Raw genomic sequence first — 14,778 nt, 5'->3', positions numbered from 1 at the left:
CCCGGGCTCGGCCGCGCGCCCTCAGAAGGCGTGCGACAGCAGGTCGGCCAGCAGCTCCTCGGCGTCGACGTCCAGGCCGCGGGCGCGGAACCAGGTGGCGACGTTGCGGCAGTCACGGGCCAGGAACTCCACCCCCGACGTGCTGCCCACGACGTCGACCGCCTGCGGCACGTCGATGAGCACCAGCCGGTCCTCGGTGGCCAGCACGTTGAACGGCGACAGGTCCCCGTGGGCCAGGCCCATCCCGGCCATCACCCGCATCGCCGCCACCAGCTGCTCCCAGTAGCGGGCCAGCAGGTCGGGCGCGGGCCGGGTCTGGGCCAGCCGGGGGGCGGTGCTGCCGTCCTCCAGCGTCACCAGCTCCATGAGGATCTCGGTGCCGTCCAGCTGCACCGGGTAGGGGACGGGCAGCCCGGCCGACCAGAACCGGGACAGGTGGTCGAACTCGGCGGTGGCCCACTGGCCCGCCTCGACGGCGCGGCCCCAGCGGGTGCCCTTCGCCGCGGCCCGGCGGTCGCGGGTGTTCCGCATCCGCCGGTGCTCGGTGTAGCCGGCGTCGCGGTGGAACAGCCGGTGGTCGGTGCCGCGGTAGCGCTTGGCGGCCAGCACGACGCCGTCGGCGCCGGGCACGGCGCGCTCCAGCAGGAAGACGTCAGCCTCCTTGCCGGTCTTGAGGACGCCCAGCTCGGTGTCGACGGCGGCGCTCTCGGTCACCAGCCAGGCGGGCCAGGGCTCGGGACCGGCGAGGACGCCGATGTCGTCCCAGGTGGACCAGCGCCGGCCGGGGCCGAGCTCGTCCTCGAGCTCGACGAAGTCCGGGGCGAACGGGTCCGCCGCCGGCAGCGGGTGGAGGGGGGTGCGGTCAGGGGTGGCGACGGGGTCGCCGGGTACGGGCTCGGACATGCGGGTGGTGTGCTCCAGGGACGAGGGGACGGGTCGGGGTGGACCCGGGGGCGGTGATGGACACGTCACGCCTCCTTCGTCTCGGTGCGTCCCCCGCGGGACGCCGTGGGTCCACCCTGGGGCGAAGAAGTAGGCCCTGCAAGTTGTTTTCCGGGGTCCGGCGGGTCGGCGGTACGTTGTCGTGCGCGGCGCCCGGCGGGGATCCCGACCAGGGGTCCTGGGGCCGGCGGGGACGTCCACCGACGACCCGCGCCGCGGGGGCGCGCCGGGGGTGGCGCACCGCCGAGCGGAGGAGAGGATGCCTGTGAGCGAGGTCAGCCGAGTCGGGGACATCCCGCGCGCCGAGCCGGACGACGGGGGCCGCGGCCCCGGCGGGGACGCCGAGCTCGTCCAGCTCCTGACGCCGGAGGGCGAGCGCCGCGAGCACCCCGACTACACCTTCGACGGCACCGACGAGGACGTCCGCGGCTACTACCGCGACATGGTGCTGAGCCGCCGCGTCGACGCCGAGGCCACCGCCCTGCAGCGCCAGGGCGAGCTGGGCGTCTGGGCCTCCAGCCTGGGCCAGGAGGGCGCGCAGGTCGGCTCCGCGCACGGCATGAGCCCTCAGGACTTCGTCTTCCCCACCTACCGCGAGCACGGCGTCGCCTGGGTCCGCGGCGTCCCGCCGCTGCGGCTGCTGGCCATGTTCCGCGGCGTCGACCACGGCGCCTGGGACATCGAGCAGTCCCGGTTCGCGCCCTACGCGATCATCATCGGCGCCCAGACGCTGCACGCCACCGGCTACGCCATGGGCGTCGAGCGCGACGGCCTCGTCGGCACCGGCGACCCGGCGCGGGACACCGCCGTCGTCGCCTACTTCGGCGACGGCGCCACCAGCCAGGGCGACGTCAACGAGGCCTTCATCTTCGCCAGCTCCTACAACGCCCCGGTCGTCTTCTTCTGCCAGAACAACCAGTGGGCGATCTCGGAGCCCATCGAGCGGCAGTCCCGGATCCCGCTGTACCGCCGCGCCTCGGGCTTCGGCTTCCCCGGCGTCCGCGTCGACGGCAACGACGTGCTCGCGGTCCAGGCCGTCACGAAGGCGGCGCTGGAGCGCGCCCGCTCGGGCAACGGACCCACCCTCGTCGAGGCCTACACCTACCGGATGGGCGCCCACACCACCTCCGACGACCCGACGAAGTACCGGCTGGCCGACGAGCTGGAGCACTGGCGGCTCAAGGACCCGATCAGCCGCGTGCGGGCGTACCTGACCGCCGGCGGGCTGGCCGACGACGCCTTCTTCGACCTCGTCGACGGCGAGGCCGACGCGATGGCCGCCGAGCTGCGCGCCGCCTGCCTGGCCCTGCCGGACCCGGACCTCAGCGAGACCTTCGACTGGGTCTACGCCGAGCAGACCCCCTACCTGGCGGCCCAGCAGGCCGCGCACGCCGAGTACGTCGCGACCTTCGAGGACGCCCCGGCGACCGATCCCACGGCCCCCGGAGGTGCGCGGTGACCACGCTGACCATGGCCAAGGCGCTGAACGCCGGCCTCCGCCGCGCCCTCGAGGCCGACCCCAAGGTCGTGCTCGCCGGGGAGGACATCGGCAAGCTCGGCGGTGTCTTCCGGGTGACCGAGGGCCTGCAGAAGGACTTCGGCGAGGGCCGGGTGATCGACTCCCCGCTGGCCGAGTCCGGGATCATCGGCACCGCCGTCGGGATGGCCATCCGCGGCTACCGGCCGGTCTGCGAGATCCAGTTCGACGGCTTCGTCTACCCGGCCTTCGACCAGATCGTCAGCCAGGTGGCCAAGCTGCGCTACCGCACCCGCGGCGCGCTGCGCATCCCCCTGGTCATCCGCATCCCCTTCGGCGGCGGTATCGGCGGCGTCGAGCACCACAGCGAGTCGCCCGAGAGCTACTTCGTGCACACCGCCGGGCTCAAGGTCGTCAGCTGCGCCACCCCGGTCGACGCCTACTGGATGATCCAGCAGGCCGTCGCCTCCGACGACCCGGTGATCTTCCTCGAGCCCAAGCGCCGCTACCACGAGCGCGCCGAGGTGGACGAGTCCGCGACGCCGCTGCCGCTGCACGCGGCCTCGGTGCTGCGGGAGGGCCGCGACGTCACGCTGCTGGCCTACGGGCCGATGGTCAAGACCTGCCTGGACGCGGCGGCCGCCGCCGCCGACGAGGGCCGCGACCTGGAGGTCGTCGACCTGCGCTCGCTCAGCCCGCTGGACATGGCCGTCGTCGCCACCTCGGCGCAGAAGACCGGCCGGGTCGTCGTCGTGCACGAGGCGCCGACGACGCTGGGCCTGGGCGCCGAGCTGGCCGCCCGCGTCACCGAGGAGTGCTTCTACTCCCTGGAGGCGCCGGTGCTGCGGGTCGGCGGGTTCGACACCCCCTACCCGCCGAGCAAGGCCGAGGACGGCTACCTGCCCGACCTGGACCGCGTGCTCGACATGGTCGACCGCTCGCTGGCGTACTGACGCCCTCCGGGGGGACGACCCCCCCCGTCCTGACCCCCGCCCGAGCCCGCTGAGGAGACTGCACCGATGGCCGTTCGCGAGTTCCGCCTGCCCGACCCGGGCGAGGGCCTGGTCGAGGCCGACGTCGTCACCTGGCGGGTCGCCGTCGGCGACACCGTCGAGGTCAACGACATCCTGCTGGAGATCGAGACGAGCAAGTCCCTCGTCGAGCTGCCCAGCCCCTTCGCGGGCACGGTGACCGCGCTGCTGGTCGCCGAGGGCGAGACCGCCGACGTCGGCGCCCCCATCATCACCATCGACGACGGGGCGGCCGCACCTGCCGCCGCACCCCGGGTGGGCGCCCCGGCGTCCACCCCGTCGGCCGCCGACCCCGCGGAGGCGCGGGCGGTCGAGCCGAGCGACGGCATGTCCGGGGCCGGCGACGGCGGCCGCCGGGTGCCCAACCTCATCGGCTACGGCCCCCGGACCGGCGAGACCCGGCGCCGCCCCCGCAAGCGGGGCGCCGACGGCGACCAGCAGACCCACGACCAGCTCTCGGGGACCTTCGCCACCGACGTGCCCGTCTCGCGCCGCACCGACGACCGGGTGGCGCTGGCCCCGGCCGCGCCGGCCCCGGCGGCGCCCGTCGCCCCGCTGCCCGCGCCCGGCCCGGCCGCCCCCGAGCCCGTGCTCCGCGGCGGGGCCGTGCTGGCCAAGCCGCCGGTCCGCAAGCTCGCCAAGGACCTCGGCCTCGATCTCGGCACCGTCACCGGCACCGGTCCCGGCGGCGTCGTCACCCGCGACGACGTCACCGCTGCCGCCGCCGCGGCCGTGGCCCCGCCCGCCCCGCCCGTCCTCGCGCCGGTCGCGGCCGCCCGGGTCGACGGCGCCGGCGACGTCCGGATCCCCGTCCGCGGCGTGCGCAAGGCGACGGCCGAGGCGATGGTCCGCTCGGCGTTCACCGCCCCGCACGTCACCGAGTGGCTGACCTGCGACGTCACGGCGTCGATGGAGCTGCTGGAGCGGGTCCGGGCCCGGCGGGAGTTCCGCGAGGTGCGGGTCTCCCCGCTGCTGCTGGTGGCCAAGGCCGTCTGCCTGGCCCTCGGCCGGACGCCGGAGCTCAACGCGTTCTGGGACGAGCCGGCCCAGGAGATCGTGCAGCTGAGCGCGGTCAACCTCGGCATCGCCGCGGCGACCCCGCGCGGGCTCGTGGTGCCCAACATCAAGGGCGCGCAGGCGCTGGGCCTGCTCGAGCTGGCGCAGGCGGTCAACGCGCTGGTGGCCACCGCGCGGGAGGGCCGGACGGCGCCCGCGGACATGGCGCGGGGCAGCTTCACCATCACCAACGTCGGCACCTTCGGCGTCGACGCGGGCACCCCGATCCTCAACCCCGGCGAGTCGGGCATCCTCTGCCTCGGCCAGATCGCCCGCCGCCCGTGGGTGGTGGGCACCGGGGCCGACGAGCGGATCGAGCCCCGCTGGGTGACCACCCTGGCCGTCTCCTTCGACCACCGGCTCGCCGACGGCGCCCAGGGCTCGACCTTCCTGGCCGACGTGGCGCAGGTCCTCGGCGACCCCGGGCTCGGCCTGCTCTTCTAGGCCGCGGTCCGGGGTGGCCGGGGCGCGCCGTCAGCCCGGCCGGGTGGCCACGTAGACGGTGTTCGTCGCGTCGCGGCCCTGCAGCGGGTTCGGGAAGGTGACGACCTCGGCGGCGACGTCGACGAAGACCCCGGCCAGCACGTCGAGGTAGCCGGCGTCGGGCGGGTCGTTGGACCACAGCGCGTAGACCCCTCCCGGGCGCAGGTGCCGGGCCAGCCGCGCGGTGCCGGCGGGGGAGTAGAAGCCGGCGCTGCCGTCGGCCAGCAGGTGGGCCGGGGAGTGGTCGATGTCCACCACGACGGCGTCGAAGACCCGGTCCGGCCGGTCCGGGTCGAACCCGGCGCCGTCGCTGAGGGCGAAGAAGTCGCCGTGCACCAGCCGGCAGCGCGGGTCGGCGGTCAGCACCGGGCCGACGGGCACCAGCCCGCGGCGGTGCCAGTCGATCACCGGCGCGAGGGCGTCGACGACGACCAGCTCGCCCACCCGCGGGTCGGCCAGGGCGGCGGCGGCGGTGTAGCCCAGCCCCAGGCCCCCCACGGCGACGTCCAGCGCCTCCCCGGCGAGCCGGCCCAGCGCCAGCCGGGACAGCTCCTCCTCGGCGACGACGAAGAGGCTGGACATGAGGTACTCCTCGCCCAGCTTCACCTCGAACACGTCGTCCCCGGTCCGCGGGTCGGTCCGCCGCCGCAGGCTGACCTCGCCGATCGGGGTCGGCTGGAAGTCCAGCTCCTCGAGCCGAGCGCGCACGCCCTCACCGTCCTGCCCCGGCCCGTCCGGGCCCTGCGACCGGCCGGGCGCGCAGCGGGGCTGCGACGGGGTCCCGGGCGCCGGTCGGCCCAGCCTAGGCCTCCTGGGCGACCCGGCGGCGCGCCTTCACCGCCCGGCCGACGCGCTGGGCCAGCCGGTGGAAGCGGGACTCGACCAGCCGCTCGAACAGCACGGCCACGACGACGGCGACGGGCACCCCGAGGGCGATCGCCAGCCAGGGCGACGCCGGCGCGGTGAGGAAGCGCGCGGCCAGCAGGATCGGCTCGTGCACCAGGTAGAGGCTGAACGAGACCCGGCCCGCCCACTGCAGGAACGCGGTCTCGCAGAGGGCGCGGAGGGCGGGGCAGAAGGCCGCCGCGACGACGAGCAGCCAGACGCCCGGCAGGGCCAGGAAGGCGAGCCGGCTCGCGAGCGGCGGGTCGACGCCCAGCCCGGTGAGGTTCCAGCGGGCCGTGGTGAGCAGCACCGCGACCACGAGCACCAGCGGCCAGGCCCAGCGGCGCCCGGCGGTCCAGCGCTGCGCGCGGTCCTCGAGCGTCCGCCAGTTGAGCGCGGTCAGGACGCCGAGGGCGAAGATCGGCAGGTAGAACAGGGTCTGCGTCGACGTCGCCGCCCCGACGGCGCACAGCGCCACCAGCGCCGCCGCCCGCCACCCGTCCAGCCGCCGGGCCGGCACCAGCAGCAGCAGGTAGACCGGCAGCAGCAGCGAGAACAGCACCTCCCACTGCAGCGACCACAGCGGGCTGATCCGGCCCGAGGTGCCGGCGACCAGGGTGAGGTCGTCCACGAGGGCCTCGAGCGTGTAGGCGTTGGGCCGCCGCACCACCCAGGTGCCGAACAGGTCGTCGTTGGAGCGCGGGACCAGCAGGATCGTCAGCGCGCCCAGCAGCACGGCCGCGACGACCGGGCCGTACAGCCGGACGAGGCGCCGCGGGTAGTAGGCCAGCCAGTCGAAGCCCGGCCGGGCCAGCACCGGGAGGGTGAGGACGAGCCCGCTCAGCACGAAGAAGAGGTAGACCGACTCCGTGCCGGCCCAGACCAGGTGCAGCGGGGAGTAGGCCAGGGCGTCGGCGAAGGGCGGCAGCACCTCGGCCCGCCGGCCGGCGTAGTAGACCCCGGCCAGGGCGGGGAAGAGCAGCAGGGCGTGGTGCACGACGACGACGAGGGCCGCGGCCCCGCGCAGCCCGTCCAGGCTGCGCAGCCGGGGGGCGCCGGCGGCGGCGCCCGCGGCGCTCACGCCGACGGCCCCGGACCCAGGGCCTGGACGGCCCGGACGGCGAGCAGCAGGTCGAGCCCGGTGCGGCGCCGCGTCAGCCGGACGGCCTCGACCTCGCGGTCCTGGGCCAGCAGCTCGCGCACCTCACCGGCCAGCGGCTCGGGCAGCAGGACCGGCAGCTGGGGCTCGCGCGGGGGGAGCCGGAGGAGTCGTCGCCACACCGTCCCCACCGTAGCGGCCCGCGGACCCCCACCCCGCCCGGTCCGTCCGGGGTCAGACCAGCAGCGCGAGGGTGGCCAGCAGCAGGGCGAGGACGGCGGCGGCGCTGCGCAGCCGGTCCGCCGCCAGCAGCCGGCGCAGCAGCGCGGGGTCCCGGCCCGCCCCCAGCCGGCCGTGCAGCGGGGCGGCGACCGCGGCCGTCAGCGCCGGGCCGAGGGCGGCGGCAGCGACCGCCGCCAGCCCCGCCGGCCCGGGGGAGGTGAGCAGCGCGCCGACGCCGGCGACGACGAGAGCGAGGTAGACGACGCCCACCAGCGGGACGATCCGCCGGGAGTGCCGGGCGTGCACCGGCGCCCAGGTCTCCGCGGGGGTGGCGGCCAGCACCGGGTAGACGAGGACGCTGACGGTGAGCTGGAACCCCGCGTGCAGCGCCGTCGCCCCCAGCAGGGCCACCGGCCACGTCATGTCGCCCACCCGCCGAGCCTAGGCCGGGCGGCCGCGGAGGAGGCCGGTCGAGGCGGGCTCAGCCGACGCGGAGGCCCAGGTGCGCGGCCAGCAGCGGCGCCAGCTCGGCCAGCTGGTCCTCGCTCACCCAGGCCCCGGCCAGCCCGGCCAGGCCCTCCAGCTCCTCCAGCCGGGCGGTGCGCAGGTCGACGTCGACGAGGGTGGCGTCGGCGACCCGGAGGCTGCGCACCCGGCAGCCGTCCAGCCGGACCCGGGTCAGCCGGGCGGCGGTCAGGTCCAGCTCGTCGACGGTGCAGCCCCGCAGCGTGACGTCGGTCCACGTGCTGCCGCGCGCGTTGAGGTAGCCGATCTTGCTGTCGGTGACCAGCACCGAGCGCCAGGTCGACTCGTAGGACTCCACTGCGCCCAGCCGGGAGCCGTCGAGGGTGACGTCGCGCCAGCTGCTGCGCGGCAGCGTGCAGCGGGCGGCGTCCAGCGCGGTCAGCCGGCACTCGACGAGGTGCACCCCGCGCAGGTCGGCGGCGTCCAGCACCAGCCGCTCCAGGGAGCACTCCGCGAACGTGGTGCGGCGCAGGTCGGCACCGCTGAGGTCGAGGTCGGCGAGCCGCAGCAGCTCGTGGTGCTGCGCGCCCGGGAGGTCGGCGGCGCCGACGTCGGTGAGGGCGGGCAGCACCACCCGCACCTCCTCGGGCGGTCGTGGTCCTCGGCCGGGCGCCATCGCCCCTCCTTCGCTCGGGCGGCACCACCCTAGGGGCCCGGTGCGCGGCGTGCTCGCGGCCCCGGCGGCCGGGGCGGCGGTCGCCCGCGGGGCGCTCCGGGCCCGGTTGTAGCGTCGGGTCATGAGCCGAGACGACGTGCTGCGCGACCTGCTGACCGACAGCTTCACCCGGGTGCACGACCTCGTCGGCGAGCTGACCGGCTCGTGCTCGGACGCCGTGCTGCGCTACCGGCCGGACCCCGAGGCCAACACCGTGGCCTGGCTGCTGTGGCACCTCACCCGCGTGCAGGACGACCACCTCGCCGCCCTGGCCGGCGTCGAGCAGGTCTGGCCCGCGTGGCGGGACCGCTTCGCCCTGCCCTTCGACGACGACGCCACCGGCTACGGCCAGCGACCCGAGGACGTGGCGCAGGTCCGCGCCGACGCGGCCCTGCTGGCCGGCTACCACGAGGAGGTGCACGCCCTCGCGCTGCGCTACGTGGGCTCCGTCGACGCCGACGAGCTCGCCCGCGTGGTGGACGACTCCTGGGACCCGCCGGTGACGGCGTCCGCCCGGCTGGTCAGCGTCCTCGGGGACTGCCTGCAGCACCTGGGGCAGGCGGCCTACGTCGCCGGCCTGGCGCAGCGCGCGGGCCGCGACCGGTGAGCGGCTACCACTTCTACACCGACCTGGCGCCCTACTGGCCGCTGGTCTCCTCGCCCGGGGAGTACGCCGAGGAGGCGGCCTTCGCCGCCGCGCTGCTGCGGACGTCCGAGCCCCCGGCCGGGGACGGCGCGGTGGACCCGGCCGCGCGCCCGACGCTGCTGGAGCTCGGCAGCGGCGGCGGCAACAACGCCGCCCACCTCAAGCACGAGTTCGCCATGACGCTGGTGGACCTCTCCCCGCAGATGCTCGCCGTCTCGGCCGCGCTCAACCCGGAGTGCGAGCACCTCGAGGGGGACATGCGGACGCTCCGGCTGGACCGGACCTTCGACGCCGTCTTCGTGCACGACGCCGTGGAGTACATGACCACCGAGGACGAGCTGCGCAGCGCGGTGGCCACGGTGTTCGCGCACTGCCGGCCCGGGGGCGTCGCCGTCCTGGTGCCCGACCACATCGCCGAGAACTACGAGCCGGGCAGCGACCACGGCGGCACCGACGGCGACGACGGCCGCGGCCTGCGCTACCTCGCCTGGTCCCACCCGGTCCGGCCGGGGGCCACCACCGCCACCACCGACTACGCCTTCCTGGTGCGGTCCGCCGACGGCTCGGTGAGCGTCGCCCACGACACCCACGTGCTGGGGCTGTTCCCGCGCGAGACCTGGCTGCGGGTCCTCGCCGAGGCCGGCTTCGCCGCCCGCTCCGTCGCCGAGGTGACCCAGGACGACCGGCTGCCGCGGGAGTTCTTCGTCGGCTCGCGGCCGCTGCCCGACGCCCGGGGCTGAGCGCCCCGGACGACCTCCGCCCGCCCCGCCGGGAGCCCCGGTGCGTGGACTAGCGTGATCCCCTGACACCCGAGGTCCGAGCCCGGCAGGAGAGCGATGAGCGACAGAGGCGCTGACCCCGATCAGCCCACGGCTGAGGCGCACGCGCCCAGTGAAGTCAGCTACGACGAGCAGCGCTACCCGGCGCGGCCGAAGCGGCTGCGCCCCCGCGGACGGCTCCGCGGCCTGTTCTCGCGCCCGAAGACCGAGCGCAGCGGCAAGGCCAGCGGCGAGAACGCGCTCTACGTGAGCTGGCTCGCCGAGCAGTCGATGCTGGCCGACGCGATCGAGTTCGGCCGCCAGTTCTCCGGCCAGGGCAGCATGTGGCAGAACCCCTTCGCCAACCCCGACCCGCGTGCGGCGATCGAGAAGGCATCGGTCTGGTTCACCGCCTACCCGATCTCGATGATCACCAAGAAGGGCAGCTCGTTCCTCGGCACGCTCGGGGACGAGGACCTGTGGGCCGCGTTCGAGGCCATCGGCATCGACGGCGTGCACACCGGCCCCGTGAAGCAGGCGGGCGGCATCAGCGGCTGGGACCCCACGCCCAGCGTCGACGGGCACTTCGACCGGATCAGCACCCAGATCGACGCCGACTTCGGCACCGAGGAGGAGTACCGGGCGATGACCGAGGTCGCCGCCGGCCACCTCGGGATGGTGATCGACGACATCGTCCCCGGCCACACGGGCAAGGGCGCGGACTTCCGGCTCGCGGAGATGAAGGTCGGGGACTACCCCGGCATCTACCACATGGTCGAGATCGACCCGAAGGACTGGCACCTGCTGCCCAAGGTCCGCCGCGGCGACTCGGTCAACCTCGACGTCGAGGCCGAGGACCAGCTGACCAAGGCCGGCTACATCATCGGCCGGATGCAGCGGGTCATCTTCTACGAGCCCGGCGTCAAGGACACCAACTGGAGCGCCACGGCGCCGGTGCTGGGCCCCGACGGCGTCGAGCGGCGCTGGGTCTACCTGCACTACTTCAAGGAGGGCCAGCCGACGATCAACTGGCTCGACCCGTCCTTCGCCGGCATGCGGATGGTCATCGGCGACGCCCTGCACTCCCTGGGCGACCTGGGCAGCGGCGCGCTGCGGCTCGACGCCAACGGCTTCCTCGGCGTCGAGAAGAGCCCGGAGGACTCCCCGGCCTGGTCGGAGGGCCACCCGCTGTCCGAGGCCGCCAACCAGCTGATCGCCAGCATGGTGCGCAAGGTGGGCGGCTTCACCTTCCAGGAGCTCAACCTCACGATCGACGACATCAAGAGCTCCGCCGAGCGGGGCGCCGACCTGTCCTACGACTTCGTCAACCGGCCGGCCTACATCCACGCCCTGGCCACCGGGGACACCGAGTTCGTCCGGCTGACGCTCAACCTTTCGGTCCAGCACGGCGTCGAGCCGGCGTCGCTGGTGCACGCGCTGCAGAACCACGACGAGATGACCTACGAGCTGGTCCACTTCGCCACCCTGCACGCCGACGACCTGTTCGCCTTCCGCGGCACCGAGGTCCGCGGGGCCGAGCTGGCCGAGACGATCCGCCAGGACATGCTCGACCACCTGACGGGCGAGGCGGGCCCCTACAACGCGACGTTCACCCAGAACGGCATCGCCTCGACGACGGCCACCCTGATCGCCGCGACGCTGGGCTTCACCGAGATCGACGACCTGACCCCGGAGCAGCGCGCGCAGATCCAGCAGGCCCACCTGCTGCTGGCGATGTTCAACGCCCTGCAGCCCGGCGTCTTCGCCCTCTCGGGCTGGGACCTGCTGGGCATGCTCACCCTCGACCGCAAGCAGGTCTCCTCGCTGCTCGCCGAGGGCGACACCCGCTGGATCCACCGCTCGGCCTACGACCTGATGGACTACCGGCCCGACGCCACCGAGTCGCTCTCGCGGCTGCCGCGCGGCACCAGCCTCTACGGCAGCCTCCCGGCGCAGCTGGCCGACCCGACGTCCTTCGCCTGCCGGCTGCGCGACCTGCTGGCCGTGCGCAAGCGCTACGGGATCGCCACCGCGGTCCAGCTGGACGTGCCGCAGGTGTCGAACAAGGCGATGCTCGTCATGGTGCACCAGCTCAGCGACGCCGAGCAGGTGACGGTGCTGAACTTCTCCGGCGCCGAGATCTCGGGCAGCGTCATCTCCGAGCACCTGGTGCCCGGCAGCGGGCTGGTCGACATGTTCACCGACGAGCTGGTGGGCGAGGTGGACGACCTGCACACCTTCTCGGTCACCCTCGGCCCCTACGAGGGCCGCTCGCTGCTGGTGCTCTGCCCGGGCGACCACCCGGTCAACCCGCACCGCTCCACCGACCGGCCGAGCGTCCGCCCGCAGGACTGACGCCCGGGCCGCACGGCCCCGGACGACGACCGCCCCGGACCCCACGAGGGGTCCGGGGCGGTGCCGCGTCCGGAGGGGGTCCGACCTCAGCCGGCGGCCTTGTGCGCCGCGACCTGCGCCGCGGTCAGGGCCTTGTCGTAGACGGCGACGTTGTCGATGTCCCCGGCCAGGTAGGGCGAGGTGGGGTTGCCCGGCCAGCCGGACAGCACGTCGCCGCCGATCCGCCAGTACCCCGTGTAGCGCTGCGCCTGGTAGTAGTCCGACCGCGAGGCCGACAGCACGCCGTCGACGTAGAGCTTGAGCCCGGACGGGTCGAGCGTGGCGACCACGTGGTGCCACGCGCCGTCGTTCTTGCCCGAGGGCCCGTAGACGGCCCGGACCTGGCCGGCGATGGTGCCGAAGATGACCTGCCCGGTGTTGCTCAGGTAGACCTGCCGGTCGGCGTTGGTGGAGTTGCCGGTCTTGGCGGTGCCGAAGCTGACGATCTTGCCGCCGGTGGTGCTGGTCGTCTTGAACCAGGCCTCGACGCTGAAGATCTGCTTGCCCACCTCGGGGGTGTCGGTGGCGACGTTGCTGGTGCTGCCGCTGCCCGAGAACCGGTAGGCGGTGCCGGGGTCACCGGTCCGTCCGCCCGGGACGCCGGGGGTGACGCCGGTCCCGCGGGTCGCCGTCCCGGTGCCCGCGGTGTCGGCCACGGTCGTGCCCGACGTCTCGGCCAGCCGCCAGTAGTTCTGCGGCGCGTCGGCCAGCACCTTCTGGTCGTAGGCGCTGAGGGCGGAGCCGCCCGCGGCGGTGACGCTGACCGCCGCGCCCTTGGCCACGTTCGGCGCCTTGCCGTTCACCGACGGGTCGCTGACCTGCAGCGTGTAGGTGTAGGTCTGGCCCTTCACCGCGGTGGTGTCGAGGAAGGACAGGGTGGGCCGCCACCAGAACGTCGAGCGCTGGGTGGTGGTGTAGATCGGCGTGCCGCTGTTGCCGTTGCGGATGAGCTTGTAGGTCAGCTGCTCGGAGTCGCGGTCGTAGTTCGCGGGCCAGGTCAGCCGGACGCCCTGGGCGAAGCTCTGCGCCTTGGGCACGAAGCTGGTGCCCGAGAGCCGGGGGCCGTCGAGGTTGGGGGCCAGGCCCGGGCGGGCGAAGCGCGACAGGCCCTGCTGGAGCTTGTTGTTGACGGTGGTGAACTCGCCGCCGAAGACGATGTAGTCGTTGTTGCCGGTGACGTGCCAGGGGCCCTGGTACTGCTTCGTGTACTGGCCGTTGTTGAGGTCGGGGAACCAGTTCAGCCACTGCGGCTTCGGCTGGCCCGCGAAGTTGTAGTAGTTGTACGGCTCCTTGCCGACGGTGCCGCGGGCGTCCGGGGTGAAGGCGAGCGCGCGGTGGTAGGTGATGGGGCTCGTCTCCTCGAAGCCGCCGATGTTGCCGCAGTAGTGCGGGTGGCCTGCGACGTAGACCGCGCCCTGCCCCGCGAACACCGAGTAGCTGTCGCCGTGGCAGTCCTCGACCCACTCCAGGGCGCCGCTCCAGCTCACCTTGAAGGCGCCCTCGAAGTTGCCGTCGGTGGCACCGCCCGCGGCGTAGTGGAAGCCGGTGCCGTAGACGCTGCTGCCGGAGGCGTTGAGGCTGAGGATGCCGGCGGCGTTGCGCGCGTTGCGGATGACGGCGTTGGCCGCCAGCGGGGACGAGCTCTTGCCGGTGGCGGCGTCGACGATGGCCAGGCCGTAGCCGCCGGCGCTGCCGGCGCCGTTCACCGTCTCGAACTGCCCGCCGAGCATGACCTTCGTGCGGTCGGGGGAGACGGCGATGGCGCGGACGCCCGCGGTCTCGGTGCCGGCGACGGCGGGGGCGAACGGCAGCGCGGCGCCCGTGGTCGGGCTGAGCGCGGCCACCGAGGTGCGCGCGGCGCTGCCGGCGGCGGTCAGCCAGCCACCGGCGTAGACCGCGGTGTCGGTGGCGGCCAGCGCGTAGACGCGGTTGTTGGCGCCGGGGTTCCAGCTCGTCAGCTTGCCGGTGGCGACGTCGAAGGCGGCCAGCCGGTTGCGGGTCTGGCCGTCGACGGCGGTGAAGTCGCCGCCCACGTAGAGGGTCTTCCCGTCGGGCGAGGCCGCGACGGCGAGGATCTGCGCGTTGACCTTCGGGCGGAAGCCCGCGTCCATCACGCCGGTGGTGACGTCGTAGGAGAGCAGGTTCGGCTGGGCGACCGTCGAGGTCCCGGCGGCGGCGGCCGCGGGCCGGGCCGTGGCCCAGGAGCCGCCGGCGAAGACGCGGTTGCCGACGACGGCCTGGGACCAGGCGACGCCGTCGATCTGGACCGTCGGCAGCAGGTCGGTGGAGACGGTGGCCGGCAGGTTCGTCTCGGGCGGGGCGGTGTCGGCCAGCGCCGGCGAGCTGCCCGGGGCGGTCAGGCCGACGCCGGCCAGCACGGCCAGCGCGAGCACGGCGGCGCGGCCGCGGCGCGGCCGGGCGGAGGTGGAGAAGAGGGTCATGGGGGGTCACCTGCGGTCGGGGTCACCGGTCGCCCGGCGGTCGGCTACGTGCGGCGGAACGTCGTCGGTCCACAGGATCGCGGGGCCGCGCACGCCGCCCCGGACCTTGGCGCGCGCCGCCCCGGGGGGAGCCGCGCCACCGCTCCAGGGCGCGGCCGACGGAC

General features: G+C 74.7%; 13 protein-coding genes. 6 read left to right on the top strand and 7 right to left on the bottom strand.

The features are described from left to right. Nucleotides 1-21: 21 nt before the first annotated feature. On the bottom strand, nucleotides 22-903 hold the full coding sequence (locus JOF54_RS10190; protein WP_210055314.1) for a serine protein kinase RIO: 882 nt from the start codon (nucleotides 901-903) through the stop codon (nucleotides 22-24). 331 nt (nucleotides 904-1,234) lie between these two features. Here JOF54_RS10190 and pdhA point away from each other — a divergent pair, with 331 nt between their 5' ends. From pdhA to JOF54_RS10175, 3 genes are all read left to right on the top strand, one after another. Then, nucleotides 1,235-2,401, top strand: coding sequence for a pyruvate dehydrogenase (acetyl-transferring) E1 component subunit alpha (pdhA, locus tag JOF54_RS10185; RefSeq protein WP_307804466.1), 1,167 nt, complete (start codon nucleotides 1,235-1,237; stop codon nucleotides 2,399-2,401). Continuing rightward, nucleotides 2,398-3,372, top strand: a complete 975-nt coding sequence (locus JOF54_RS10180) for an alpha-ketoacid dehydrogenase subunit beta (protein ID WP_307804024.1) — start codon at nucleotides 2,398-2,400, stop codon at nucleotides 3,370-3,372. Before pdhA ends, JOF54_RS10180 begins: the two co-directional genes overlap by 4 nt. Before the next feature lie 87 nt (nucleotides 3,373-3,459). Beyond that, entirely contained in the window at nucleotides 3,460-4,950 is a 1,491-nt protein-coding gene (locus tag JOF54_RS10175) for a dihydrolipoamide acetyltransferase family protein (RefSeq protein WP_443673991.1), read from the top strand. A gap of 30 nt (nucleotides 4,951-4,980) precedes the next feature. Here the strand turns inward: JOF54_RS10175 and JOF54_RS10170 are convergent, their stop codons facing one another. The 5 genes from JOF54_RS10170 to JOF54_RS10150 form a co-directional block, all read right to left on the bottom strand. Continuing rightward, on the bottom strand, nucleotides 4,981-5,697 hold the full coding sequence (locus tag JOF54_RS10170) for a polyamine aminopropyltransferase (RefSeq protein ID WP_210055308.1): 717 nt from the start codon (nucleotides 5,695-5,697) through the stop codon (nucleotides 4,981-4,983). Between the two features lie 94 nt (nucleotides 5,698-5,791). Then, a complete protein-coding gene (locus JOF54_RS10165) occupies nucleotides 5,792-6,955 on the bottom strand; it encodes an acyltransferase family protein (protein WP_210055306.1) in 1,164 nt (387 codons plus the stop codon). Further along, nucleotides 6,952-7,155 (bottom strand): hypothetical protein, encoded by a 204-nt coding sequence (locus JOF54_RS10160; RefSeq protein ID WP_210055304.1) that lies wholly within the window; start codon nucleotides 7,153-7,155, stop codon nucleotides 6,952-6,954. The genes JOF54_RS10165 and JOF54_RS10160 overlap by 4 nt, the downstream gene beginning before the upstream one ends. Before the next feature lie 52 nt (nucleotides 7,156-7,207). Beyond that, nucleotides 7,208-7,627, bottom strand: a complete 420-nt coding sequence (locus JOF54_RS10155; RefSeq protein ID WP_210055302.1) for a hypothetical protein — start codon at nucleotides 7,625-7,627, stop codon at nucleotides 7,208-7,210. A 49-nt stretch (nucleotides 7,628-7,676) separates the two neighbouring features. Then, the gene (locus tag JOF54_RS10150; RefSeq protein ID WP_210055300.1) at nucleotides 7,677-8,294 is read right to left on the bottom strand and encodes a pentapeptide repeat-containing protein; all 618 of its coding nucleotides are present in this window, start codon (nucleotides 8,292-8,294) and stop codon (nucleotides 7,677-7,679) included. A 163-nt stretch (nucleotides 8,295-8,457) separates the two neighbouring features. Here JOF54_RS10150 and JOF54_RS10145 point away from each other — a divergent pair, with 163 nt between their 5' ends. The 3 genes from JOF54_RS10145 to treS all read left to right on the top strand — a co-directional run bounded on the left by JOF54_RS10145 (nucleotide 8,458) and on the right by treS (nucleotide 12,134). After that, on the top strand, nucleotides 8,458-8,982 hold the full coding sequence (locus JOF54_RS10145) for a mycothiol transferase (protein ID WP_210055298.1): 525 nt from the start codon (nucleotides 8,458-8,460) through the stop codon (nucleotides 8,980-8,982). Further along, nucleotides 8,979-9,761 (top strand): class I SAM-dependent methyltransferase, encoded by a 783-nt coding sequence (locus tag JOF54_RS10140; protein ID WP_210055296.1) that lies wholly within the window; start codon nucleotides 8,979-8,981, stop codon nucleotides 9,759-9,761. The genes JOF54_RS10145 and JOF54_RS10140 overlap by 4 nt, the downstream gene beginning before the upstream one ends. A 96-nt stretch (nucleotides 9,762-9,857) precedes the next feature. Next, nucleotides 9,858-12,134 carry a maltose alpha-D-glucosyltransferase gene (treS, locus tag JOF54_RS10135; protein ID WP_210055294.1) on the top strand — a complete coding sequence of 759 codons (2,277 nt, stop codon included), beginning with the start codon at nucleotides 9,858-9,860 and terminating at the stop codon, nucleotides 12,132-12,134. An 86-nt stretch (nucleotides 12,135-12,220) separates the two neighbouring features. Here treS and JOF54_RS10130 read toward each other — a convergent pair whose 3' ends face one another. Beyond that, entirely contained in the window at nucleotides 12,221-14,614 is a 2,394-nt protein-coding gene (locus JOF54_RS10130) for a LamG domain-containing protein (RefSeq protein WP_210055292.1), read from the bottom strand. Between the last annotated feature and the right edge of the window lie 164 nt (nucleotides 14,615-14,778).

This window comes from Microlunatus capsulatus (assembly GCF_017876495.1).
GTDB classification, from domain to species: domain Bacteria; phylum Actinomycetota; class Actinomycetes; order Propionibacteriales; family Propionibacteriaceae; genus Microlunatus; species Microlunatus capsulatus.
Note: the sequence above shows the minus strand (reverse complement) of the source record. Positions and strands in the feature narration are given on the sequence as shown.

Excerpts from the sequence above, each read along its gene's own strand:
- JOF54_RS10190 (WP_210055314.1), bottom strand. The coding sequence starts at position 903 with ATGTCCGAGCCCGTACCCGGCGACCCCGTCGCCACCCCTGACCGCACC.
- treS (WP_210055294.1), top strand. The coding sequence starts at position 9,858 with ATGAGCGACAGAGGCGCTGACCCCGATCAGCCCACGGCTGAGGCGCAC.
- JOF54_RS10130 (WP_210055292.1), bottom strand. The coding sequence starts at position 14,614 with ATGACCCTCTTCTCCACCTCCGCCCGGCCGCGCCGCGGCCGCGCCGCC.
- JOF54_RS10145 (WP_210055298.1), top strand. The coding sequence starts at position 8,458 with ATGAGCCGAGACGACGTGCTGCGCGACCTGCTGACCGACAGCTTCACC.